Genomic DNA, 24,928 nt, shown 5'->3' on the forward strand with positions numbered 1-24,928 from the left:
AACAGTAATGAAACAACTTAAGGCCAAGGAGCTCGTCGAAGGCGCGCTGGGCAAGAAAGCCTACCGTTCCCTGCGAACCCAAGGTATTAAAGTCGAGCGCAAGGTCGGGAAGATTCGTTCGTCAGTCGTGCAACGGACGGCCAATCGGGGGGTTGATCTGGATCCGGAGCTCGGTATTGTGCGGGACGGAATTGTCTGGACAACAGTGGAGAACTGCAACCTGTCCGAGGCGATCGAGGCGAACTTCCGATTACTGACCGAAAGCCTGGATCGGGCAGCCATTGAATGGTGGCTGATCTCGATGGAACCGGCACATCCACCGGTGATTGGCGTGGACCGACAGAACCGGGCAGAGCTCATCCGCGTTATTTCCAACGATTTCGTCGCGGCTCCGGTGTACCTCAACGTGCGCGATGGATCGGTTCTGCTTCGCCATGTGTCAAAGGTGGCTAAATCCAATGAATTCGCTGAAGCGGACATCTTGGAGTTCCTGGAACCGCGGCTTGTAGGTTCCAGACAGATGCCTATGGCACGCAACTCGGCCACGCAGATCGAGTTCTGGGAGATCGACGAGACCGGGGGAGCCACTGCTCCGCGCGAGAACCGTGCTGCCAAGGTACTGTCGGCCACCGACTTTGAACGCGTGACGACCACCGCCGGAAATTTCGAGGTTCGTACACCCAAGGTTCTCACCAAGCGGATGCTGGACGACGTCACGTTCCCGATCGATGCGGTATATACCTGGGTCGATGGCGATGACCCGGACTGGTTGGCTTCCAAGCGGAAATTCGATCCCACTGTTGTCGGTGGTGGCTACCATGAGGAAGCCAATCACGAGGCACGATTCCGTTCCCGGGACGAACTGAAGTACTCCCTGCGCTCGTTGGAGATGTACGCGCCCTGGTTCCGGAAGATCTTTATCGTCACCGCCGGCCAGCGGCCATCCTGGCTCGCTACGGACCACCCACAGATCGAGATCATCGATCACCAGGACATCTATCCTGAAGGGGAGTACCTTCCAACATTCAATAGCAACTCGATCATTTCCCGTCTTCATCACATTGAGGGATTGAGCGAACACTATGTCTATATCAATGACGACGTCTTCTTCGGTCGCCCGATCAGTAAAGACAAGTTTTTCCTGGGCAACGGGATCGCAAAGGTATCCACATCGAATAACCGACGACCTTTCGGGGACCCGAACGTGGCCGACGAGCCGCACCTGAATCTGACGCGGAACATGCGTCAGATCATCGATGACGAGTTCGGGATTACGATCTCCCGGGCAATCAAACACACTCCCCACCCGCAGTTGAAATCCGTGCACTTTGAGATGGAAGAAAAGTTCAAGGAGGTCTACGAGCGGACTTGGGCCAGCCGCTTCCGCCATCATGAGGACATCGTCGCAGACCAGTTGCACCACTACTATGCACAAGTCATAGGGCGCGCCGTCCCGACAATGCTGCGGTACAACTACATCAACATCCTTGACGATCGATACGTGGGAACCATGGAATCTACCTTGCGGCGACGACACCGTGACACCTTCTGCATCAACGATGCCCCCGTGGAAGGAGCCCGGCCGATCGACGATGAATTCGTCACCGAGTTCCTTGAATCCTATTTCCCGTCGAAGTCCAGCTTCGAAAAATAAACGGTAGTTGATTTGACTGCCGGCCTGCGCTGGCGGTGCTACACACAGTAAGGAAACTGAACTTGCGCAAGATCACCCAAATGCTCGGACGTGTGACCAATATCGGCGACGTCGGTGCCGTGGAGCGTATTGATACCCGCACCATCTCCGGGTATGTACGGTCACGCAAAGTAACCAGCTCGGATCTGCCAGTAGAACTTTTCATCAATGACACGTTGGTGACCAGGACGACCTTGAACCCTGGGATCAACGGCAAGCTCCCGTTCGAGATCGGCGTCTATGACGTGTGGCGGTTCGCTAACCCATCCGACCGGATTACCGTGCTGTTCGACGGGACCCCTCTGCGGATGCCCAACGGCAAGGATTTTTCCCATCCGGAACGGGAAGGCAAGGAAGACCTGGACAAACTGCTTCAGCGCTATGCGGCTGGTCAGTCCTTTGACGCCAAGGGCCGGATCACCAAGCAGGCCAAGGACCAGGACCATACTTGGCAAGACGGCGTGATGAAGCTCTATCAAGAAGTCGACCGGGTCATCGAGGAAGTCACTGGGTCCAGGTCGTTCCTTTTCAGTGGAACCTTGCTGGGATACGTACGACACAACGGATTCATACCCCATGACAAGGATATGGATTGCGCCTACCTGAGTTCGAAGGCCACGGCAGAGCAAGTCGCAGAGGAATTCGCCCAGGTCGGACATGCCCTGGTCAAGGCAGGCTACTCGGTGACCCCGAAGGCATCGTGCATCTCGGTGCGACGGACTACCGGTTCGAAGATCATGGTGGATATTGCGCACCTGTTCATCAAATCCGATGGTAACGTAGGTTTCCCCTTCGGGCGCGTGGGTACCGATGACGTCGACCCGGGAGTATTTCACCCTGTCGAAGCCGGTGAACTCAACGGGTACCGGGTCGGTATTCCTTCACAACCCGAGGCGGTCGTGGAACATGTCTACGGTGAAGAATGGTCCACCCCGGACCCAGGTTTCAAATGGGGGGAACGTCGGCGCAGTCGCGACCCCGAACCCCTGCTGGACTACAGCCAACGTACCCGTATCGCCATGGACGACTACTATTCCCGCCCCGAAACCGCGGAACCATCCGCATTCAGCCAGTGGTTGGCCGAATCGGGAGTGCTACCCGAACTCTCTGCAGCCTACGATCTCGGGTGCGGCAACGGTCGAGACCTGCAGGTCCTGGTAACCGTGGCGAAATCCGTTATTGGCCTGGAACGCAGCCCCTACGCTGTCGCTGCCGCCACCAGCCATGTGGCTGATCAGTCGGCTATCGCGGTGCACCAAATCGACGTGTTGCAACCCGGTGCGATCGGCTCAATCGTCACTGAAAACCAAACGACCGGATCACGCTTGTTCTACGTGCGCTTCGTCCTCAACGGCCTGACGGACGCCGAACAAGGGCAACTGCTCCAAGAGCTGCAAGCGGTACTGCGCCCTGGGGATGTGCTGGCTTTTGAACACCGCACTGACCAGGATGAAAAACTCAAGAAGGCGCGCTTCCGTTCCTACCGCCGCTTCATCAACACCGAGGAATTCGCCCGGCAGCTGCAGCAGATCGGGGTGGAAATCATCCACCGGGAGGAAGGTACCGGACTGGCACCGTTCGAGCGCGAGAACCCCCACGTTGTGAGGCTCATCGCAAAACTGCCCGAATAGGCACCTCGGGTCGTCGCGCGTTTGGTCAGTGCGATTAAGGTGGGCTAAGATGAAATGTCGGTCTATGTTCAAGAGGAGTTATCATCAGCGAAAAGCGTTCTGATCGGTCGTCACACGGCGTCCCTGATCACAACTCTCCTTTGGTTATTTCAACCAAAGAGCTCGGGCGATCACCCGGGTCGATGATATCTCTGATTGAGCAGATACCCGCGCCCACGGAAGTGGGCGTAGCACTCATTGGTGTTCGTGAAGGATCCGAGATTTCCTTGGATCTGAGGCTCGAATCCGTACATGAGGGTGTTCTGGTTTCCGGAGTCGCCACGGTGGAAATCGCCGGTGAATGCGGCCGTTGCCTGACACCCATCGAGTATGATTATGATGCCGATATTCAGGAGCTCTTCTACTATGAAGAGAATACCGAAATCGAGCAAGATGATGAAGTAGACCAGTACTGGGTCATCGGCGATTACGTCGATATCGACCCGGTGCTGCGGAACGCAGTGGTAACCGCCCTGCCGTTCCAGCCGGTATGCCGGGAAGATTGTTTAGGGCTTTGCAGCGAATGTGGCAAGAACCTTAACGAGGATCCTGAGCATCACCATGAGGTCCTTGATCCTCGTTGGGCAGCGCTTGCGCAGCTGGCCGACATAGTCGCAGAGGATGCGACACCAAGTAAAACGTCAGACGAGAGAGAAGAGAAGTAGTCGTGGCTGTTCCAAAGCGGAAGATGTCCCGTGCGAATACTCGTGCCCGCCGTTCTCAGTGGAAGGCTACCGCACCGAACCTGGTGAAGACCGTTGAAAACGGCCGCGTCACCTACAGCCTGCCGCACCAGGCCAAGGTCGTAACCGACTCGGCCGGTACCGAGCTGTTCCTTGAGTACAAGGGTCGCAAGGTCGCCGACGTCTAAGCATGTCTTCTAAAGAAGAACTTCAGAAGCGTCTCGGAGTCACTATTGACTCCGAGACGCTTCGTCTTGCACTGACCCACCGTTCCTACGCGTATGAGAACGGTGGCATTCCCACCAACGAGCGCCTCGAATTCCTGGGTGATTCGATCCTGGGTTTCTGTATCGCCGAGTACCTTTACGAGACCCAACCGGATCTCGCCGAAGGAGACCTGGCCAAACGCCGTGCCGCCGTGGTGAGCATGCGCGCCCTGGCCTCCGTGGCCCGGCAGCTGGACTTGGGCCACCATATTTACCTTGGCCGTGGTGAAAAACAGTCTGACGGAGCCAATAAGGCCTCGATCCTCGCCGATACCGTGGAAGCGATCTTCGGAGCCGTCTACCTGCACCATGGGATCGAAGTCGTTCGTTCCTTGATCCTGCGCCTGATCACTCCCATGCTTGAAGATGGTGAACTGCTCGGGGCAGCCACCGACTGGAAGACTGTGATCCAGGAAGAGGCCGCCGGCAACAAGCTCGGTGAAGTTTTCTACGAGGTCACCGGTACCGGTCCGGACCATGCCCGCGCCTATACAGCCATCCTCAACATTGGTCAGAGGGTCTTGGCCGAAGGCCACGGACCGTCCAAGAAGGAAGCCGAACAGGAAGCCGCCCGCCTGAGCTGGAAACTGCTGCACCCGGATGAACCGGGAACTCCCACCTCAAAATGACGTGGGTTATACATGCCTGAACTTCCCGAAGTTGAAGTAGTTCGCCGAGGACTGGACTCCTGGGTCCGGGGCAGACGTATCGAAGCTGCCGAGGTGCTCGATGCCCGTTCGGTACGCCGTCACGTCGAAGGTCCCGAGGACTTCAGGCAGACCCTCCAAGGTCGCACCGTGGAATCCGTGGTGCGCCGTGGTAAGTTCCTGTGGCTGAACCTGTCAGGGCTGCCAACTCCCGCGGCTTTGGTGGCGCATCTGGGAATGAGTGGTCAGCTGCTGATCGAGGGGCCCGATGCACCTGACGAAAAACACCTCAAGGTTCGGCTATCGCTCAGCGAGCGGGCTGATGCCCCCGAGGAACTGAGATTCATTGATCAGCGTATCTTCGGCGGGATGTTCCTCTCGCCCCTGGTGCAGACCCCTGACGGTGGTCCCGGGGGAGCAGGCAGCGATCTTCCGCTCATGCCCCATGCGGCAGCCCACATAGCCCGGGACGTGCTGGACCCTTTCAGGACCCCAGATATGCTGTACTCTGCCCTGCGCCGGCGGACCACGCAGGTCAAGCGTGCCATTCTCGACCAAGGTGTCATCGCCGGGGTCGGCAACATCTACGCGGATGAAGCATTGTGGCAGGCCGGATTCTCCGGTCTACGCAATAGCGCCACGATCCGCAGGCCTGAAGTCACCCGGCTGGATGAAGCGCTGAAGGATGTCATGCTCCGGGCACTGGAGGCCGGTGGCACAAGCTTCGACTCCCTCTACGTGAATGTCAACGGGGCCAGCGGCTACTTCGACCGGTCGCTGAACGTCTATGGGCGGGAAGGCAAGGAATGCCAACGATGCGCCGGCGAAGGTCGCATCTCGCTGATCCGGCGTGACGCCTTCATGGGCCGCTCCTCCTTTACCTGCCCGGTGTGCCAGCCTCGACCCCGTCGGAGCTGAGCCGAGGGTGACCGCATCTTCCTACGAAAAATCCTTGAGCACCTGCGTGTTGTAATCCGACCAGAGTTCAACCGCCCAGGGACCGAACGCCCTGTCGGTGAGCGTGACGCATGCCAGCCGGTGCTCCGGGTCCACCCAGAGGAAGGTGCCGGACTGGCCGAAGTGGCCGAACGTGGTCGCCGGATGGTTGGCACCGGTCCAATGCGGTGATTTGGAACCGCGGATCTCGAAGCCCAGACCCCAGTCGTTGGGGCTCTGTCGCCCGTACCCCGGCAGGATCCCGGCCACGCCCTCGAAGTGAACCCTGGTCGCATCCTCCAGGGTCTGCGGCGCAAGGAGAGTGGGATTCAGCAGCTCCGCGGCGAAGAGTGCGAGGTCCTGGGCGGTGGACACGCCGTCCTTGGCAGCACTGCCTACCAGGGTGGTGCGGGACATACCCAAGGGAGCGAAAACAGCCTCGGTCACGTACTCGGTAAACCCGATTCCCGCAGATCCCTCCAGGTGACGAGCCAACACATCGAATCCCATGTTGGAGTACCCTCGTTTGCTGCCCGGCTCGAAACGGATCTTGTCGCTGTCGAAGTCATACCCGGCGGTGTGCGCCAGCAGATGATGTACGGTGGCGCCTTCGGGGCCGGCGGGATCCTCCAGGCTGATGGCTTCTTCCTCCAGTGCCAGCAGGAAAGCATAGGCGCTGAGCAGTTTGGTGACCGAGGCCAGCGGGTACTGGCGGCTTACGTCACCGACTGATCCGGAGACCTTACCGGAGCCATCAACTACCAGGCTCACCGCACTGTCCACCGGCCATTGTTCGATCTGCTTCAGCGCATCCACATTGAATCCAATCTCATGGGTTATTCACATCGGTATCACGCGGGGCAAGCGCAATATCAGGGGTTAGCTTCGATAGAATTGCAGGGTCCAGTCAACCCTATCCACCTCACCAGCCTATATCCGACACAGAGAACCCAGGAATCCATCACCGTGCATCTAAAGACACTCACCGTCCGCGGGTTCAAGTCTTTTGCCTCGGCGACCACTTTCGAGTTCGAACCAGGCGTCACCGCTGTGGTTGGCCCCAACGGATCAGGGAAATCCAATGTGGTGGACGCCCTGGCCTGGGTCATGGGCGAACAGGGGGCGAAAACGCTGCGCGGCGGGAAAATGGAAGACGTCATTTTCGCCGGTACCGCCGGCCGTCCGCCCCTGGGGCGTGCCCACGTCTCCCTGACGATCGACAATGCCGACGGGCAATTACCGATCGACTACGCCGAAGTGACCATCTCCCGTACGCTCTTCCGTGCTGGCGGATCGGAATATGCCATCAACGGCAGCTCCTGTCGCTTGCTTGATATCCAGGAGTTGCTTTCCGACTCGGGACTGGGCCGGGAAATGCACGTGATCGTGGGCCAGGGGCAGTTGGACCGGATCCTGCATGCCACAGCGGAGGACCGGCGCGGGTTCATCGAGGAAGCAGCCGGAGTGCTCAAGCACCGCCGGCGCAAGGAAAAGACGCTACGCAAACTCCAGGCCATGCAGGGCAACCTTGACCGACTGGAGGATCTCGGTGCCGAAGTGCGCCGTCAACTGGCGCCATTGGGGCGGCAGGCGAAAATCGCCCGGCGCGCCCAAACCGTCCAACTTGACGTCCGGGATGCCAAAGCCCGCCTGATGGCCGATGACCTGGTGATCCTTAATAACAAGCTGGCTGATGACATCAACGACGAAGCCAAGATCCAGGCGGCCCAACAGGAAACCAGCACCAGGCTGGAACACGTCAAACGCCACGTGGCATCCCTGGAAGGCAAGCTCGGGCAGATCACCCCGCGGTTATCCCAGATTCAGGAAACGTGGGTTGGCCTGACCACGTTGCAGGAACGCTACCGTTCCCTGGTGGCCCTGGCGCGGGAACGCTCGAACCTGCTGGCGAGCAACCAGACCCACTTCGATGCCAGCCGTGACCCGGAAAAGCTGGAAGCCCAGGCACAGCGACTGTCCGAGGAACTCGACGAATTGGAAGAGGCACTCGAGGACCGTCACGAGATCCTTGCCGAAGCGGTCGAGGCGAAGGAAGAAGCGGAAGAGGCCGCTCGTGCAGAACAGCAACGGATGGCCGCACTGCTGCGCGCCGCCGCGGATCGCCGGGAGGGTATGGCCCGTTTGGCCTCCCAGGTCGCCTCCGCGCGTAGCCGTGTGGATGTCACCAGCGCGGAGATCGCCCGGCTGAAGGACAACGACCAATCCTTTGACGCCAACCTGGCTGCGGACCGTGCATCCTTCGAGAACCTCCAAGCGGAACTGGAAGAGCGCACCGTCGCGGAGGAGGAATTGAACTCCAACTTCGAAAACGTGGAACATCGGTACACTGAACTGCGGGCGCAGCAGCGTGCCGAGCGCCAGCAGGAACGCGAACTCGCGGCACGGAACACCGGTCTGAGCGCGCGACTGGACGCACTGAAACTCAACGCCAAAGGCGATGATGTTTCCGAAGCGCTGCTTCAGGAACACGGGGCGATCCTGCAAGGCCGGCTCGGGGAGCTGCTGACCATCAGCAGCGGCTACGAAACAGCCATCGCGGCGATCCTGCGCGAAACCTCCGAGGCCCTGGTTGTCCGGAATCTTGAACAAGGCCTGGGGCTGGTAGAGACGCTGGCAGGTCAAGACGGAATCAATGTCTCGTTGCTACATGCTTCGGTCACCTCACCGCAGACGGTTCTGAGCGTCCATGACGCCATCAGCGCGCGGGAAGTCGTCGGCTGCCAGGACAACTTGTCGTCCTTGGTGGATGTGTTGCTACAAGGGTATTTCATTGTCGAAGATCTCCCGGGGGCCCGTGTCCTGCTCGCAACGTACCCCGATGCAACCCTGGTGACACTTGACGGAATACTCGTCTCCGCCAGCCGCAGCATCCTGGGTGATAGCGCGGGCGCCTCGCTCATCGCCCAACAGGCCCTGATCGACTCCACAGAACACGAGCTGCTCCAGGTCCGTGAAGACCTGCAGCGAGTCGAGCGCTCCCTGGCCGAACGGGAACCGGTTCTCTTCGAAGCCGAAAGCGGGCATGATGACGCATTGGCCGCGCTACGTGATTCGGATGCCGCCATTATCGAACTGACCGACTACCTCGCCGAGCTCGGCGCGCGGCTACGTCGATCCGAGAAGGACCGTCAAGACCAGCGGGAGAAGCTCGCCCAGGCCCAGGACAAACTGGTCATGGAACAGGAGTCCCTGGAAGAGATCACCGAACGCATGGAAATGGCATCGGAGGACCGGGACGAGGAAACCGTTGATGACGCCTCACGTGCCGCCCTGGCCGACGCGGCCTCCGCAGCAAGGCAGCAGGAACTCGAAGCACGGCTGGCCCTGCGTAGCAGCGAAGAACAGGTCACCGCGTTGCGCTCGCGCATCGAGGGACTGCGGCGTACCGCCGCCGCCGAACGCAGCCACCGCGAAGTGGCCGCACGCCGGGCCGAGGAACGCCGGGCCCAGGCCGAGAACGCTGCACGGGTCGAGAAACACGCCGCACGTATCCTGCAGTTCATTGAGGTGTCCGTGCAGATGGCAGATTCCGAACGCGGAGAGCTGGCCGAGCGGCAGGGCGAGGTGGATCAGCTACTGGCCAGTGAGCGTGCCGAAGCCGAGAAACTGGCCGCGGAACTTGCCCGGCTCTCCGATGATGCGCACCGTGACGAGGTGGCGCGCGCCGAACTGCGGATGCGGATCGAGAACCTGGAACAGCGGGCCCTGGAGGAGCTGGGCTACACCCCGGACTACCTGATCGCACATTTCGGCCCGGACCAGCTGATCCCGGAGCAGATCGATCCGGAAGACAAATGGGCAGAGCTGCGCCAGAACGTGGACGAGGACGGGAACCCGGTAGGAACCAAACCTTACGACAGGGTCGAGCAGGAGAAGCGGCTGAAGAAGGCCGAACGGGACCTGGCCGCACTGGGCCGGGTCAACCCCTTGGCCCTGGAGGAGTTCGCCGCGCTGGAGGAACGCCACAAGTTCCTTTCCGGGCAGCTCGAAGACCTGAAAAAGTCCAGGGCCGATCTGCAGCAGATCATCCGGGATGTGGATGAGCATGTGGAGCGGGTCTTCACCGAGGCCTATAACGATACCGCCGTGCAGTTCAAGAGGATTTTCGACCGTTTGTTCCCCGGTGGCGAGGGCCAGCTGGTCTTGACTGACCCGGAGAACATGCTGACCACCGGGATCGAGGTTGAGGCACGCCCGGCCGGCAAGAAGATCAAGCGCCTGTCATTGCTCTCCGGCGGGGAACGCTCCCTGACGGCGGTGGCGCTGCTGGTGGCCATCTTCAAGGCCCGGCCCTCGCCCTTCTACGTGATGGATGAGGTCGAGGCGGCACTGGATGACGTGAACCTGGGCAGGCTAATCACGATCTTCGAGGAACTGCGGGAGTCCTCGCAGTTGATCGTGATTACCCACCAGAAGAAGACCATGGAAGTGGCCGACGCGCTGTACGGGGTCACCATGCGAGGCGACGGGGTCACCACGGTGATCAGCCAGAAGATGGACCGGCAGAACGCCTAGGGTGTTGCGGGTGCCTCGGGATCTTCCTTGGCCACGGGCTTGATGGTGCTCGGGGTCAGCAGCCAGGCCGCCACCCCGATCAGGCATACCGCTCCCGACGCGCTCAACGCCACCTGGTAGCTGAGATTATCGGCCATGAACCCGGCAATCAGCGGGCCGATGATGGCGCCCAAATCAGTGGCCATCTGGAAGCCGGCCAACGCCTTGCCGCCATTGCGTCCCGAACCGATCACATCCGCGACCGCGGCCTGCTGGGCCGGTCCCAGGATCCCTCCGCCGAAACCGGCCAGGATGGAGAAGACGATGAAGGCCGGTAATGAGGTGAAGTAGCCCATCAGCACGATCGAGGAGAGCAGGATCCCCATGCCCACGATCACCGGGATCTTGCGCCCGACCGCATCGGTCAGCTTGCCCGAGAAAGTCAACGCGATGCCGTTGCCCACCGCGAAGATCGCCAGGGAGATCCCGGCGACCTGCTGTCCGGTGCCTTCTCCGAAGACCGCCAGGGCAAACAGCGGGATCATCGAGGTGCGGATGCCGAAGGCCAGCCAGCCGTAGCTGAAACCCGAGGCCATGGCCGCCCTGAAAGTGGGGGAGCGCAACGCCTCACGGGTGGTCAATACCGGGATGGGTGCGACCGGAAGCACCTCCCCGGCCCCATCCAGCTTGTTCAGTACGGGTTTGCGGGCCAGAGTGAAATACACCACCAGGGCGGCGATCACCAGCGCCACCCCGTAGATCACGAAGGGAAGGCGCATCCCGAAGGGTGCCAGCAGGGTTCCAATGACCGGACCGGTGACATTGCCCAGCAGGAAGGCCCCGGCGTACAGTCCCGAGATCCGTCCCCGGGACCCTTCCGGGGCCAGCCGGGCGATCAGCGCCATGGCCGAAATGGTGAACATGGTGGAGCCGAATCCGCCGAGCCCGCGGGCGATCAGCAACTGGGTGTAGTCCTGGACCACGGCACACAACAGGGTGGATAGCGCCACCAGGGACACGCCGGTGACATACACCCTGGGTTCGCCGAGCCTGGCGGTCAGCGCCCCGGCCACCGGCGCGAAGATCAGCCGGGCAAAGGCGAAAATACTGACAATCACGCTGGCCGCGGCGGCACCCACATCGAAGCTGACCGCGTACTGCGGCAAGATGGGCGCAATGAGCCCGAAACCTACTGCAATGATGAACGCCGCAATCAGTAGAATGGTGATTTCCCGTGGAATCCGGGGGCGCTCGGTACGTGGAACAATTTTGGACATAAGTGCTTTGCCCGCCCAATCCATCCAGGGCAGCGGGCTAACCAGCTTCCTTGTGGGAGCTTCGGATTGAACTGCCAGCCATCATTCTAGACTGTGAGATGATCTAAACGTGTCTGATCAGCTTTTGACAATAATCATTGTGGTCGCGGTCATAGCGATCATTGGCATTGGAACCATCGCGTTGGTCTCCAAGGGCCGTAAACCAAAGACCCCCTACACCAGCGAACGCGACGCGAACGACCCGCCTTCCGGGACCGGGACCCTCACCGAAGAACGTGAGGACACCGAAGCCCCGGCCGTACCGGGCGAGGGCCTGCCGGCGGATGTCATTGAGGAAGCACCGGGATTCCAGCTGGATGTCCCCGAGCCGGTCCAGGGACGACTGGCCCGGCTGCGTGCCCGGCTGACCAAATCGAACAACATGTTCTCCAAGGGCCTGCTGGCCCTGCTCAGCCAGGACAAGATCGACGAGGACGTCTGGGACGAGATCGAGGAAACCCTGCTGTTGGCGGACCTCGGCACCGAGCCGACCCTCGAACTGGTTGACGCGCTGCGTGAACGGGTCAAGGTCGAAGGCAGCCGCGACCCCGAGCACGTCAAGGCGATGCTGCGCGAGGAACTACTCAAGCTCGTTGACCCGAGCATGGACCGCAACTACCTGCCCGAGCCGCATCCGGACCGTCCCAGCATCCTGATGGTGGTCGGCGTCAACGGCGTGGGCAAGACCACCACCATTGGCAAACTGGCCCGCGTGCTGGTCGCCGAGGACAAGGACGTGCTGCTCGGCGCGGCCGATACCTTCCGCGCCGCAGCCGCCGAACAGCTGGCCACCTGGGGCGACCGCGTCGGTGTGCCAACGGTACGCTCCGAGATCGACGGGGCTGACCCGGCCTCCGTGGCTTATGAAGCCGTGGCAGCAGGTATCGACCAGGGCGTGGACATTGTCATGATCGACACCGCCGGCCGCCTGCAGAACAAGGTCGGCCTGATGGATGAGCTGGGCAAGATCAAGCGCGTGGTCGAGAAGAAGGCCACCGTGGACGAGGTCCTGTTGGTCCTGGACGCCACCACCGGCCAGAACGGCCTGACCCAGGCCAAGGTGTTCTCCGAGGTGGTCAACGTCTCGGGCATCGTCCTGACAAAACTGGACGGAACCGCCAAGGGCGGCATCGTGGTGGCCATCCAGCGCCAGCTCGGTGTGCCGGTCAAGCTGGTGGGCCTGGGTGAAGGCCCGGACGACCTGGCACCGTTCGACCCCGAGGAATTCGTGGACGCCCTGCTCGAAGGCTAGGCAAGACCCACGGCCGAAATGCCCCGGAACCACCATCTGGTGGTTCCGGGGCATTCGTGGTTCCAGGGCGAAAGCCGGCCGGGCTCCTGGACCTATGACTCCCGGCGCAATTCACCACACCCCGGGACACGGGACACGCCCACAACCTGCCGCCCGCGTCCCGGATCCGCGCCTCCGCTCCGCCGAAACGTGTGGCTGCACGTCACGGCCGGTGAGTGGCAATCCACCAGGAACGCAATACGCATCCTTATTGATGGCGGGGTCAGGATTCTTTGATGAACCGGTCAGCATCCGCCGGTAGACAGGATAGCTGGGGCCAACGGTGACGCTGGTCCCTGTCGCCTTGGCAGATACGCAGTCCGTACCGCGTTCCGGGGCAGGCAACAGCACCACTGGTCTACCGAAGGAACCGCGCCGAACGTGAGCCGCCATAGCACCACACCGGAAATGAGTACGCCGCAGGTTGCGTCCACCCCGCGCGCCGGTTTCCGCGCCGACATCCAGGGACTGCGCGCCATCGCGGTGGCCGTGGTGGTGCTGTACCACTTCTGGCCACACCGCCTGCCCGGTGGCTTCATCGGTGTGGACGTCTTCTTCGTCATCTCGGGATTCCTGATCACCGGGCACCTGATGAACAAGCCGCCACGGCACGTCGGAGACATCCTCGGCTTCTGGATGCGCCGGGTCAAAAGACTGCTCCCGGCCTCCTTCGCGGTCATCCTGGCCACCCTTACCGGCACGTGGGCACTGGCACCGGCCACGGTCTGGAAGGACTGGGGGCTGCAGGCGCTGGCTTCCACCTTCTACTTCCAGAACTGGTTCCTGGCCTCCAGCAAGGTCGACTACCTGGCCGAAGCGGACGCACCCAGCCCCTTCCAGCACTTCTGGTCGCTCTCCGTGGAAGAACAGTTCTACCTGGTGTGGCCGGTGCTGATCGGCGTGCTGGTCTTGCTCGGGGTGAGATCCGGGCGCAGGCCAGCGCTCGCCGTCGGAGCGGGGATTGGCGTGCTCTTTGCCGGTTCCCTGGCCTATTCGGTATACGCCACCGCCCAGTCCGCCGGGATCGCCTACTTCTCCACCTTCACCCGGGCCTGGGAATTCGCCGCCGGGGCGCTGGTGGCGGTACTCGGCGCCAAGGCCTGTGCCCCGAAGAGCGGCCTGCTGCCGGCCATGGGGGCCTGGCTGGGCCTGGTAGCCATTGCCGGCAGTGCGGTGGGTTTCAACGCCGAGCTTCCCTTCCCCGGGGCGGTGGCGCTGGTTCCCGTGATCGGAACCATGCTGGTGCTCTGGACGCATGCCACCGGCCGGTATTCACCGCTCTGCCTGCTGTCCCATCCGGTTATGCGATTCACCGGGGATCACTCCTATGCCATCTACCTGTGGCACTGGCCGGTGCTGATCCTGGCACCATTTGTCCTCAGCGACTTCCTTGCCGTCCACAAGCTCATTGCCCTGGCCGGTATCGTGCTGCTGGCCGTGGCCACGCAGAAGCTGGTCGAGACCCGGTTCCGCCGCTACATGGAGCGCTCCAGGATCGTCACCGCCCCGCGATTCCTGCTGGCCGGATCGCTGGCCCTGGCCGTGCTGGGCGGGAACTTCTACACCGTCAGCCAACAGCTCACCGAGGAATCCAAGGACATCCAGGCCGGGATCGAACGGGTCAAGGACGAGGTCGGTATCGAATGCTTCGGGGCCGCGTCCCTGGCCAATGACTGCCAAGACACCGAGACCAGCTTCGACACACTGGCACCGGCACCGGTGGTGGCCAAGGAGGACCGGCCACCGGTCTACGAAGACGACTGCTTTGCCGAAGCCGAGAGCGAATTCTCCACCCGGACCGTCTGCCAATACGGTACGGGGGATACCAAGGTGGCACTGGTGGGCAACTCCCACGCCGGGCACTGGGTCCCGGCCCTGGAACCCGTGGCCCGGGACAACGACTGGCAGATCGACACCTATGTGGCCAGCGCCTGCGCGCCCATGGGGCTTGCCCAGGAGTTCGACAATCCGCAGCAGGAAGAAGGCTGCGCCGAGTTCGGGCAGTGGGCCGCCGAAGAAATCGCCGAAGGCGGATACGATCTGGTGGTCTCCTCCAACCGGCAATCCAAGACGGTGGTCGGCTACAACCGCGCGGACAGTGCCGCCCCTGCAGAAGACGCCTACGCCCGGATCCTTGAGGCCTGGGCGGACTCCGGAGCAGAGATCGTGGTACTGCGTGATACCCCATGGCCGGGGACCACATTGGACAATGTGCCGGACTGCGTCGCCGAAAACCCGGATGACCTGTCGCTGTGTACCGGCAGCGCGGAGGACTGGGTCCCCATGGATCCGCAATACGACGCCGCGCAAGCCATGGAGGATCCGCGGATCACTGCGGTGGATGTTAATGACTACTTCTGCCAGGACGGCACCTGCCATTCGGTCATCGGGGGAGTGCTGGCCTACTACGACCACTCGCATCTGAGCCGGACCTTCGCCCAAAGCATGAGTGCGCCGTTGGAGCAACGCCTGCGTGACGCCGTGGACTCCGCCAGGCTCTGGAACTGAGCCGAAGGGCGTACCAAGCCATTCTGTCGGGGGCGCCCGATACGTTATGGGTGATCCGGATCAAAGTTGGGGAATCCGGATCCACTACTCGTACCAAGGATGGTTTGCCGTGAAAAAGGCTGCTGTTAGTTTCATTGCCATCGTGATGGCATTCACCCTCGTGGCCTGCGGAGTGCCGCAGGAAGACCACGACCAGGCGTTGGCATCCGTGGCCGCCGCCGAAAAAGACCGCGATTCACTCAAATCCCGGTTGGCCGGCACCGAAGCCAAACTGGCGGCCGCGGAAACCGAGCTGGAAAAACTGCGAACCGCGGAGAGTGAACGCAAGCAGGCAGCTGAGGCCGAGGAGAAGCGCAAGGCCGAGGAGAAGAAGGCCAAGGAAGAAGCCGAAAAGAAGGAAAAGGAGAAGCTGAACAAGGCCAAGAAGATCAGCAAGCGGGAACTGGCCCAGATCGTGAAGAAACCGGATTCACATCTGGAACGCAATGTGATCATCTACGCCCGCGTCACCCAATTCGATTCGGCAACCGGGCCATGCACCTTCCGTGCCGAGATCTCCCACGCCCACGTAGGCAAGTACTCCTACGAACACAACTCGATGTTCAACGCCGGGGACGGGTTGATCAACTGCGAGATCCTCGATGACGTGGTGGCCGAGGACATCATCGAAGTCACCGCGGAGATCACCGGATCGCTGACCTACAGCACGCAGATCGGTGGCAGCACCACGGTGCCCGAGTTCCAGGTGGTCAAACTCAAGCGGCTCTAGCCTGCGGCCTCCGGCGGGGTGCGACGGACCCGTTCCGGCACCCCGCCGGTGAGTTAACCTCGCCGAAACACGGGATGACACCAACCGTTACCTGGGTCAGCCCAATGTCACACCGTCGAAACGAAAACTGCGTATTACCTGAAACACCGGTGGTCAATGATTGATACCGAGGGGTTAGCCCAAGGACGAGCGATTCCCCGTCAAGACAATTCATCGAACACCGCAATGAGGGGAAGTGGCTGATATGGAACTGACAACAGCCAGCCTATGGATACTGATCGCCGGGGCCTTGGTGCTGCTGATGACACCGGCACTGGGACTGTTCTACGGGGGCATGACACGCGCAACCGGCGTGGTGAACATGATGCTGATGAGCTTCTCGGCCGCGGCAATCACCGCAGTGGTCTGGGTGCTCTGGGGCTACTCGCTCTCCGCCGGACAGCCGGCCATTGCCGGACTGATCGGCAACCCGCTCAGTGACTTCGGGCTGGCGCAAACCGATCCGGCAGACCTGCTGGATGTCGGCTTCGCCGGGGCCTTCGCCATGATCGCGGTGGCCATCATCTCCGGGGCCATCGCCGACCGCAGCCGCTTCGGCGCCTGGCTGGTCTTCGTGCCGGTCTGGGTTTCCGTGGTCTACGCACCTATCGCCTTCTGGATCTGGGGCGGCGGCATGCTCAGCGCCGATGGCGTGCTCGGCGGCTTCTTCGGCGAAGCGATCGACTTCGCCGGTGGCGCCGTGATCCACACCAACGCCGGTGTGGCCGCACTGGTCCTGGCCCTGAAGCTGGGCCAGCGCCACAACTTCCACGACCGCCCGCAGCCGCACAACACCCCACTGGTCATGCTCGGCGCCGCACTGCTCTGGTTCGGCTGGTTCGGTTTCAACGCCGGTGCCGCCACCACCATCGAGCAGGCCGGCCTGATCTGGGTCAACACCCTGGCCGCTCCGGCCGCCGCAGTGCTGGGCTGGGTACTGGTGGAGAAGCTGCGCGGTTCGCGGCCCTCCTCGGTAGGTGTGGCCTCGGGTCTGGTGGCCGGCCTGGTGGCCATCACCCCGGCATGCGCCAACATCGCCCCGTGGGCGGCCCTGCTGCTGGGTATCGTCTCCGGCGCGGCAGCCGCGTGGGCCGTGGGCCTGAAGTGGAAGCTCGGCTACGACGACTCGCTGGATGTGGTGGGTGTCCACCTGGTCGCCGGCCTGATCGGTACCGTGGCCCTGGGCTTCATCGCCCTGCCCAGTGAGGAAACCGCCGGCGGCCTGTTCTACGGTGGCGGATTCGCCCTGCTGGTCTCGCAGGTTGTGGCCTGTGTCGTGGTGATCATCTTCTCCGCCGCGGCCACCTGGGTGATTGCCACCCTGGTCGATAAGATCATCCCATGGCGCATCGACAGCGACGTGGAAGTTGCCGGCATCGATGCGGCAGAGCACGAGGAGTCCGGTTACCAGCTGGCGAGGTAACCGGGGCAACAAAAAAGGGGGGCCCCGGGTCCGGCACCACAGTGGTTGGTGGTGCCGGACCCGGGGTATTTCTTATGCACTGGGGCACTGTACGGGCACCGGCGCCTGTCCCGGTTCTGGCGGGCTACCGCGGTTCGCGGAAGGCATCACGCAGCGGGTCGTAACGCCAGCGCGGGGCGTTGCGGCCCGGGCGGAACGCCGAGACACTCGATTCACCCGGGATCCAGAAACGCCACGGGAAATCGCTGCCCCCGGCCGGGCCGGACACGCCGACCCGCGGCCCGTGGGCGATCCGGGGCGCCCGGGAGGCCGGCAACTGCAGCCCGAACGGCTTGCTGAACAGGTCAAGACCGTCATGTTCCTGGCGGGTGATGCCCAGGGTCCTTCCGAGGTTTCCCGGCCCGCGGGCGAGGAACTCGTCCCTGACCGGTAGCGCCTGCTGTCCGCTACCTGGCCGGTTCCGGGTGCGCCGCCATCGTGCCAGCTCCAATCCGTCGATCACCCGACCGGCACGCACCAGCACCGCCGAGGCCACCCCCTCGGGCGAGCAGACCAGGTTCAGGGCATGGTGCAGTCCGTAGCTCAGGTACACGTAGGCATGGGCCGGTGGCCCGAACATCGAGGCAGTGCGTTCGGTCCTCCGGTCCTTCGAATGCGCCCCCGGATCATAGGGCCCGGTGGTTCCCAGACCGTGGTAGGCCTCGGTTTCGGTGATGCGCAGTGTCACCGGGCCCTCGTCCGAATCCACGCTCAGTAGCGCCCCGAGCAGCAGCGGGGCGACGTCCAGGGCCGGGGCGGCAAGCAGATCTCGATCCATCCGGCCAGTATCCCAGCTGCGAGGCGCAACGCGCAGGACTGTGAATTTGCGTTGGGTTATTCACGCAATGGGTGAAACAGGCAAAGAAGACCGGCGATTGTTGATATTCTTGTTCGTTGAGTCCTGTGCGCCTTTTTGACGCACCACACGACCTACCGAAAGAAGTGCCCGGCACGTGTTTAATTCACTTTCCGATCGCCTGACAGCCACCTTCAAGAACCTGCGTGGCAAGGGTAAGCTCACCGAGGCTGACATTGACGGTACAGTCCGCGAAATTCGTCGCGCCCTGCTGGACGCCGACGTTGCCGTCCCCGTGGTGCGTGCCTTTGTGGCCCAGATCAAGGAACGCGCCCTGGGCGCGGAGGTCTCCGAGGCGCTGAACCCGGGCCAGCAGGTCGTGAAGATCGTCAACGAGGAACTGGTGGGCATCCTCGGCGGGGAGACCCGCCGCATCAACCTGGCCAAGAACCCTCCCACGGTGATCATGCTCGCCGGTCTGCAGGGTGCCGGTAAGACCACCCTGGCCGGCAAGCTGGCCAAGCACCTGAAGACCGAGGGGCACACCCCGATGCTGGTGGCCTGTGACCTGCAGCGCCCGAACGCGGTCAAGCAGTTGCAGATCAACGGCGAGCGTGCCGGGGTGCCGGTCTACGCGCCGCACCCGGGAGTCTCCAGCGAATTCGACACCCCCACCGGGGATCCGGTCACCGTGGCCCGCGACGGTGTGGCCGAGGCCAAGGCCAAGCTGCACGATGTGGTCATCGTCGACACCGCCGGCCGCCTGGGTGTCGATACCGAAATGATGGAGCAGGCCGCGAACATCCGCGCCGCCATCAACCCCGACGAAGTGCTCTTCGTCATCGACGCCATGATCGGCCAGGACGCGGTCAACACCGCGCAGGCCTTCCACGAGGGTGTGGACTTCACCGGTGTGGTGCTGTCCAAGCTGGACGGTGACGCCCGTGGTGGCGCCGCCCTCTCGGTGGCGTCGGTGACCGGCAAGCCGGTCATGTTCGCCTCCACCGGTGAGAACCTGGACGATTTCGAGATCTTCCACCCGGACCGGATGGCCAGCCGCATCCTGGAGATGGGCGACATCATGACGCTCATCGAACAGGCCGAGAAGAACTGGGACAAGGGCGAAGCCGAACGGATGGCGAAGAAATTCGCCGACCAGGAAGACTTCACCCTGGAGGACTTCCTCGCCCAGATGGCCCAGATCAAGAAGATGGGCTCCATGAAGAAGCTGCTGGGCATGATGCCCGGTACGCAGATCTCCCGTCAGCAGCTTGAACAGTTCGATGAGCGCCAGATCGACCGGGTCGAGGCGATTGTGCGCTCCATGACCCCGCATGAGCGCAATGCCCCGAAGATCATCAACGGTTCGCGCCGCGCCCGTATCGCCAAGGGTTCGGGCGTCTCGGTCTCCGAGGTCAACCAGATGCTCGAACGGTTCACCGAAGCGCAGAAGATGATGAAGAAGATGGCCGCCGGTGGCGGCATGCCGGGTATGCCCGGTGCCGGACGCGGTGCCGCCCGCAAGGCCAAGGGCAAAGGCAAGGGCAAGAAGCAGGTCAAGTACGGCAATCCGGCCAAGGCGGCCCAGGCGGAGCTGGAGGCCAAGAACAAGAAGGCCGCGGCCCCTGCCGGTGCGGCCTTCGGCAAGGGCGGGGTTCCGGAGGACTTTGATCCCTCAAGCCTGAACCTGCCTGCCGGGTTCGAAAAGTACCTGGGCAAGTAAAAACGTAGGAACAGTGGTGGCCCCGTCCGGACGGGGCCACCACTGTTTTTAGGGACCGGCGCGGGAAGATCGGATGCCGGCGCTCACCGCCCTACTGGTTTTCGGCGCGCTCCTGCACCACCTTGGTGGCGACACCGGAGATATCCGGGGCGAAGGCGTACAGGTTGCCCTGCTGCTGATGGACCCACCACCGGCCGCACAGGTGCGTGGTTCGCTGCTCGGTGGCGTCGGGCCACCAGTCCGCTTCCAGGGTCCGGAAGGTCACGAACTCCTCCGGGTCGATATCCTTGGTGCGCGGGTCACCGCCGTAGGCGGCCTCCAGTTCCGCTGCGGAGGGTGCGCCTTCTTCCTTGATCTTGGTGCACTGCCCAGCAGGTAGTTCCCCTGCATAGTCCATGACGAAGATCCGTTCATGACCGGTGCTGCGCTGCTCAAGGCGGATATCGCTGCCTCCGGCGGGAACCCAGCCGGGTAGCAGGCCGGAGGCGACACCATCCTGGGAGGTTTTGGCCGACTTCGAGGCAGAGTCCTCGTACCTGTCGTCAAATGCAGAGGAAATACCGCAGCCAGTCAGGGCCAGGGCCAGTGGAACGGCCAATGCGGCGGCGGTGAGAGTCTTCTTTTTCATCATGGTTACACACTAGAAAACTCCAAGTGGCCAGCGCGTCCACCGGTCGGGGCAACTTCTTGGCGAACATCTCCACCCGCGGCATGAGTCCTCACCTGCCGGCCTCGGGCCACGGGTGGCTCCCCGGGAACCGGTGCATCGTGGATGTGCGATTGCGTTCGACCGCTTTTCCGCACACGCCCACCCCGGATTGCGCCGGTGGTGATCAAACCGGCGCGTACAGCCCTGTCCGGGCCTATGCCCAGCGTCGTCGGCTACGATGGGACCCAGGGGTACTTTCCCCGTTTTCTTGGGAATCGGTCGATTCCCAGCTAGGACGGCATCTGTGTCGAAATCACCGCGTAAGAGCGAAGCGAAGAAACCTTCCAAATCCATCAAGGAAAAGCGTGCCGAAAAGCGCATGAAGAATGCCGCAGACTCAGTCATCGAGCCTGTGCGCAAAGCCGCCAAGTAGTTAGCTTCTTGCCCGGCAAGCCACCGGGCGCCAAAGTTTGCACATGCCCCGCTCATGATTCGGCGGGGACATGTGCATCTTTCGTTTAAGGCTTGCTCGAGCTTGAATACCAGAACATTGGTATATCCCCGGGTCGAGTCCTGACCATTGGCACCGGGCACCACTACTTCTCTTCGGCGGAGGATTCCAACGCCGGCGGTTCACCATTTCGTTGGCCGAGCCGATCGGCCAAGCCGCGAGAGAGTCTCTCCGTTATGGACAACACCCGGTTTACACCGTCTGTGCCCAAGCTCTTGGCTGCATGTATTCCTTCAGTACCGGACTCGACCGCCTTGCTCTTGGCAGCCGCTGCCAGTTCCGCGGTTTCCCCGCCGATACGTTTGGCGGCATCGACTCCGTCTGATGCCGTCTCAACGACATCATCCCTTAACTCAGACAACGCTTGAAGCCAGCGCTTCGCGTCGCTGGTTGCGTGACTACTTTCGATGCCGATACCCACCAGAAAGTGAGTGACCGCGTCTTTGACGGTGTTGCTGGAACGAACCGTGTTCTTGGCCGTCACGGGGTTAAACAGGACTTTCGTATTGGCAAAAGCCGCTGCAGCATTCATTCTGTCGATCAACCGTTCAGTACATCGGATGATATGTTCAATCCGGTTGTTGCGGGCAACCAACAGTGCATCACGATGTTTGTCGAGCTCCTTCGGCGAATGATCCAGCACGCGATCCAGCTCAAGAACGGAAATCGCATCGTGCAACTGGAAGCAGCGCGCGAGAACTGCTAGCCATTCGTTGACCTTGGCTTCGGTTTGTTTGATTTCGTTGCCGAGGTCGCCTAATTTTCCTTTGGCTTCGGTTTTCTCGACCAAGTGATCAATGGCTCGCAATGCATAGGCTTGAGTATGGGCAATTGTCAAGGTCGTGGCTTGTACCTTGGACCAGGTGACTTCGGAGACACGTCCAACTTGATCCCTGACAGTGAGAGCTTCCTCGATGACGAAACCAACACCGATCATGCCGGCCAGAACCGTGTCCTTTTGCCCTCTGAGGACATCGTCCAGCTTTTCGTCAATGGTTTTCAGGTAATCGGTGATCTCTTCCATGGTTTGCTCCATGGCTAATTGAGTCATGATGCCTGAAAGTCCCGACAGAAGGGCAGGATTGGTCAGTAATGTGCCTGGCGCGGCAAGCAGGCTGTCCGCTTTAACGAACTCCAGCAAACCGGTGATTTTGCCGTCTTTGGTCAGGACACCACGACTATATAGCGGAGTAGAACCTTTCATCAGCTTGTCGACCTTCATGGCCTGTGCTGATTTTTCGGTCAGTTTAACCCAGCGTCCTGACTCGGTCGAGATCTGCCCCGCTGTCTTCGCCAGTCCAGCTCCAGTGCCAAGGGTTTTGCTGACACGGTTAACGTTCAGCTCACGAGATTCAAGGCCGTGACTATTCAAAAAGCGGTCAACCGCGGCCGGGTCACCAATCACCGCAAGGCCCTCACCGTCGTTGATTAGTTCGATTTCGTCATTCACATTGACTCCTCATGATTCAAGACCGCTTGCACCCATAGCAAGTGAATTATCTTGATCCTAGATGGAAACCCTGACACCTTGGTTCAAACACCGCGAAATGGTCCGACGAACATCGAACCTCGAATGCACTTCGAAACATGGGATTCTATTGCGTGTCCCAAGTGAACGTCCTATTGGTTGATCGCGGGGCAAAGCCCATGCATGTTGGAGGCTTGGTAAGCGGATGGGCTAAGCAGGTATCAATCTTTTGACCTGTCCAGACTTCGCAGCGCCGGGAAGTCGGTATCCCTGAACTCGGTGCCCGGAACCCGTCCGTTGCCGGAGGCGGCCTGCTCGGCCTGGCGTAGTTCAACCCGGCGGATCTTGCCCGAAATCGTCTTGGGCAGGTCCGCGAATTCCAGGCGGCGGATCCGCTTGTAGGGTGCCAGGTGTTCACGGCAGTAGCCGAGAATCGATTCGGCGACCTCGGCAGAGGCTTCGTAACCTGCTGCCAGGATGACAAAGGCCTTGGGCACACTTAGACGCATCGCATCGGGGGCGGGTACCACGGCCGCCTCGGCCACCGCGGGATGCTCCAGGATCACCGATTCGAGTTCGAAGGGGCTGAGCTTGTAGTCGCTGGACTTGAACACGTCGTCGGCACGGCCCACATATCTCAGGACCCCATGCTCATCACGTTCGGCGATATCCCCGGTATGGTACAGCCCGCCGCTCATCGCCTCCCCGGTTTTCGCCGGGTCCTGGAAGTAGCCCTTCATCAACCCCACCGGGCGCGGGTCGATCCGCAGGCAGATTTCACCGGTGGTAGCCGGTTCCCCGGTGGTCGGATCGCGCAATTCCACCTCGTAGCCGGGCATCGGCCGCCCCATGGCGCCAATGCTCACCCGTTCACCGGGAGGGTTGGCGATCTGCACGGTGGTCTCGGTCTGGCCGTAGCCGTCACGGATCATCTGGCCCCAGGCACGTTCGACTTGGTCGATCACCTCGGCGTTCAACGGCTCGCCGGCCGAGACCAGCTTGCCCGGCGGGTTGCGCAGTTCACCCAGGTCCGCCTGGATCAGGTAACGCCAGACGGTGGGCGGGGCGCAGAAGCTGGTGACCGCCTGAGCATCCATTTGCTGCATCAGGGCCTTGGCATCAAAACGGTCGTAGTTGTAGACGAAAACTGTGGCCTCGGCGATCCACGGTCCGAAGAAGTTCGACCAGGCGTGCTTGCCCCAGCCGGGGGAGGCCACGTTCAGGTGGACATCGCCTGGTTCCAGGCCGATCCAGTACATGGTGGCCAGATGCCCCACCGGGTAGGACACATGGGTGTGCTGCACCAGTTTGGCCTGTGAGGTGGTGCCGGAGGTGAAGTAGAGCAGCAGGTTCTCATCCGCGGCAGTCGGTGTCTGCAGGCAGAAGTCCGCCTCCGAATTCCGGGACTGCGAATAGTCCAGGATGCCCTCACCGGGCGTCCCATCCACCTGAACCAGCCGGTAGGTGCCGGGAACCTGCGCGAACTTCGGCACCTGTTCCGCGTTGGTGACCACCCAGCTGGCCTTGCCGCGTTCGATCCTCTCCACCAGGTCGGTGCTGGTCAGCTGGGTGGTGGAAGGGATGATCACCGCGCCGAGCTTCATCCCGGCCAGCATGATCTCCCACAATGCGATTTCGTTGCCCAGCATCACGATCATGGTGTCCGCGCGTTCGAAGCCCTGCTCGCTGAGCCACCGGGCCACCTGGGAGGAACGGGCGGAGAGTTCGGCCCAGGTATACCGGGCGCTGCTGCCATCGGTTTCGGTCAGGATCAGTGCCGGGGTGTCGGCGCGTTGCGGGTCCCTGGCGATCTGGTCGAACCAGTCGTAGGCGAAATTGAAATCCGTGAACTCCGGCCAGCGGAACTCCCTACGCGCCCGGGCGTAGTCCCCGCGGGTCTCCAGCAGCAGGTCACGTGCCGCACGGAAGGTGTCGAAATTTGTGGACATGGCAGGGCCCTTTCCCGCAAGTGCTTGAACCCGACTG

19 protein-coding genes are annotated in these 24,928 nt (G+C 61.8%); 13 read left to right on the top strand and 6 right to left on the bottom strand.

Annotated elements, in window-relative coordinates; all coding sequences use genetic code 11:
- Window positions 1–7: 7 nt before the first annotated feature.
- From OK351_RS11945 to mutM, 6 genes are all read left to right on the top strand, one after another.
- Window positions 8–1,654, top strand: a complete 1,647-nt coding sequence (locus tag OK351_RS11945; RefSeq protein ID WP_265159185.1) for a stealth family protein — start codon at window positions 8–10, stop codon at window positions 1,652–1,654.
- Window positions 1,655–1,716: 62 nt separating this feature from the next.
- Complete coding sequence (locus OK351_RS11950) at window positions 1,717–3,324, top strand: class I SAM-dependent methyltransferase (RefSeq protein ID WP_265159187.1); 1,608 nt, start codon at window positions 1,717–1,719, stop codon at window positions 3,322–3,324.
- Between the two features lie 140 nt (window positions 3,325–3,464).
- Window positions 3,465–4,028: a YceD family protein gene (locus tag OK351_RS11955; protein WP_371931431.1), complete on the top strand. Its 564-nt coding sequence runs from the start codon at window positions 3,465–3,467 to the stop codon at window positions 4,026–4,028.
- A gap of 2 nt (window positions 4,029–4,030) precedes the next feature.
- Complete coding sequence (gene rpmF / locus OK351_RS11960; protein ID WP_013348816.1) at window positions 4,031–4,234, top strand: 50S ribosomal protein L32; 204 nt, start codon at window positions 4,031–4,033, stop codon at window positions 4,232–4,234.
- Window positions 4,235–4,236: 2 nt separating this feature from the next.
- Complete coding sequence (gene rnc, locus OK351_RS11965) at window positions 4,237–4,941, top strand: ribonuclease III (protein WP_265159208.1); 705 nt, start codon at window positions 4,237–4,239, stop codon at window positions 4,939–4,941.
- A 12-nt stretch (window positions 4,942–4,953) separates the two neighbouring features.
- A complete protein-coding gene (gene mutM / locus OK351_RS11970) occupies window positions 4,954–5,877 on the top strand; it encodes a bifunctional DNA-formamidopyrimidine glycosylase/DNA-(apurinic or apyrimidinic site) lyase (RefSeq protein ID WP_265159210.1) in 924 nt (307 codons plus the stop codon).
- A 21-nt stretch (window positions 5,878–5,898) separates the two neighbouring features.
- On the opposite strand, the gene OK351_RS11975 is transcribed toward mutM, so the two are convergent.
- Entirely contained in the window at window positions 5,899–6,711 is an 813-nt protein-coding gene (locus OK351_RS11975) for a serine hydrolase domain-containing protein (RefSeq protein WP_265159212.1), read from the bottom strand.
- A gap of 150 nt (window positions 6,712–6,861) precedes the next feature.
- Here OK351_RS11975 and smc point away from each other — a divergent pair, with 150 nt between their 5' ends.
- Window positions 6,862–10,431: a chromosome segregation protein SMC gene (smc, locus tag OK351_RS11980; protein WP_265159214.1), complete on the top strand. Its 3,570-nt coding sequence runs from the start codon at window positions 6,862–6,864 to the stop codon at window positions 10,429–10,431.
- Here smc and OK351_RS11985 read toward each other — a convergent pair.
- Window positions 10,428–11,687: an MFS transporter gene (locus OK351_RS11985; protein WP_265159216.1), complete on the bottom strand. Its 1,260-nt coding sequence runs from the start codon at window positions 11,685–11,687 to the stop codon at window positions 10,428–10,430. The two genes, smc and OK351_RS11985, sit on opposite strands and share 4 nt — an antisense overlap.
- A 109-nt stretch (window positions 11,688–11,796) precedes the next feature.
- Here OK351_RS11985 and ftsY point away from each other — a divergent pair, with 109 nt between their 5' ends.
- The 4 genes from ftsY (at window position 11,797) to OK351_RS12005 (ending at window position 17,756) form a co-directional block, all read left to right on the top strand.
- The gene (gene ftsY / locus OK351_RS11990; RefSeq protein WP_265159218.1) at window positions 11,797–12,978 is read left to right on the top strand and encodes a signal recognition particle-docking protein FtsY; all 1,182 of its coding nucleotides are present in this window, start codon (window positions 11,797–11,799) and stop codon (window positions 12,976–12,978) included.
- Between the two features lie 420 nt (window positions 12,979–13,398).
- A complete protein-coding gene (locus OK351_RS11995; RefSeq protein WP_265159220.1) occupies window positions 13,399–15,525 on the top strand; it encodes an acyltransferase family protein in 2,127 nt (708 codons plus the stop codon).
- A gap of 109 nt (window positions 15,526–15,634) precedes the next feature.
- The gene (locus tag OK351_RS12000; RefSeq protein ID WP_265159222.1) at window positions 15,635–16,294 is read left to right on the top strand and encodes a hypothetical protein; all 660 of its coding nucleotides are present in this window, start codon (window positions 15,635–15,637) and stop codon (window positions 16,292–16,294) included.
- Between the two features lie 244 nt (window positions 16,295–16,538).
- Window positions 16,539–17,756, top strand: coding sequence for an ammonium transporter (locus OK351_RS12005; RefSeq protein WP_265159224.1), 1,218 nt, complete (start codon window positions 16,539–16,541; stop codon window positions 17,754–17,756).
- A 124-nt stretch (window positions 17,757–17,880) separates the two neighbouring features.
- Here the strand turns inward: OK351_RS12005 and OK351_RS12010 are convergent, their stop codons facing one another.
- Entirely contained in the window at window positions 17,881–18,573 is a 693-nt protein-coding gene (locus OK351_RS12010; RefSeq protein WP_265159226.1) for a DNA-3-methyladenine glycosylase, read from the bottom strand.
- Between the two features lie 175 nt (window positions 18,574–18,748).
- Here OK351_RS12010 and ffh point away from each other — a divergent pair, with 175 nt between their 5' ends.
- A complete protein-coding gene (gene ffh / locus OK351_RS12015; RefSeq protein ID WP_265159228.1) occupies window positions 18,749–20,314 on the top strand; it encodes a signal recognition particle protein in 1,566 nt (521 codons plus the stop codon).
- 91 nt (window positions 20,315–20,405) lie between these two features.
- Here the strand turns inward: ffh and OK351_RS12020 are convergent, their stop codons facing one another.
- Complete coding sequence (locus OK351_RS12020) at window positions 20,406–20,945, bottom strand: hypothetical protein (RefSeq protein ID WP_265159230.1); 540 nt, start codon at window positions 20,943–20,945, stop codon at window positions 20,406–20,408.
- A gap of 322 nt (window positions 20,946–21,267) precedes the next feature.
- On the opposite strand from OK351_RS12020, the gene OK351_RS12025 reads away from it, so the two are divergent.
- Window positions 21,268–21,396: a hypothetical protein gene (locus OK351_RS12025; protein WP_265159232.1), complete on the top strand. Its 129-nt coding sequence runs from the start codon at window positions 21,268–21,270 to the stop codon at window positions 21,394–21,396.
- Between the two features lie 163 nt (window positions 21,397–21,559).
- On the opposite strand, the gene OK351_RS12030 is transcribed toward OK351_RS12025, so the two are convergent.
- On the bottom strand, window positions 21,560–22,924 hold the full coding sequence (locus tag OK351_RS12030; protein WP_265159234.1) for a hypothetical protein: 1,365 nt from the start codon (window positions 22,922–22,924) through the stop codon (window positions 21,560–21,562).
- Window positions 22,925–23,163: 239 nt separating this feature from the next.
- Window positions 23,164–24,891: an AMP-binding protein gene (locus tag OK351_RS12035; RefSeq protein WP_265159236.1), complete on the bottom strand. Its 1,728-nt coding sequence runs from the start codon at window positions 24,889–24,891 to the stop codon at window positions 23,164–23,166.
- Window positions 24,892–24,928 lie beyond the last annotated feature (37 nt).

Source organism: Glutamicibacter sp. MNS18 (genome assembly GCF_026107515.2).
Classification (GTDB): Bacteria; Actinomycetota; Actinomycetes; order Actinomycetales; family Micrococcaceae; genus Glutamicibacter.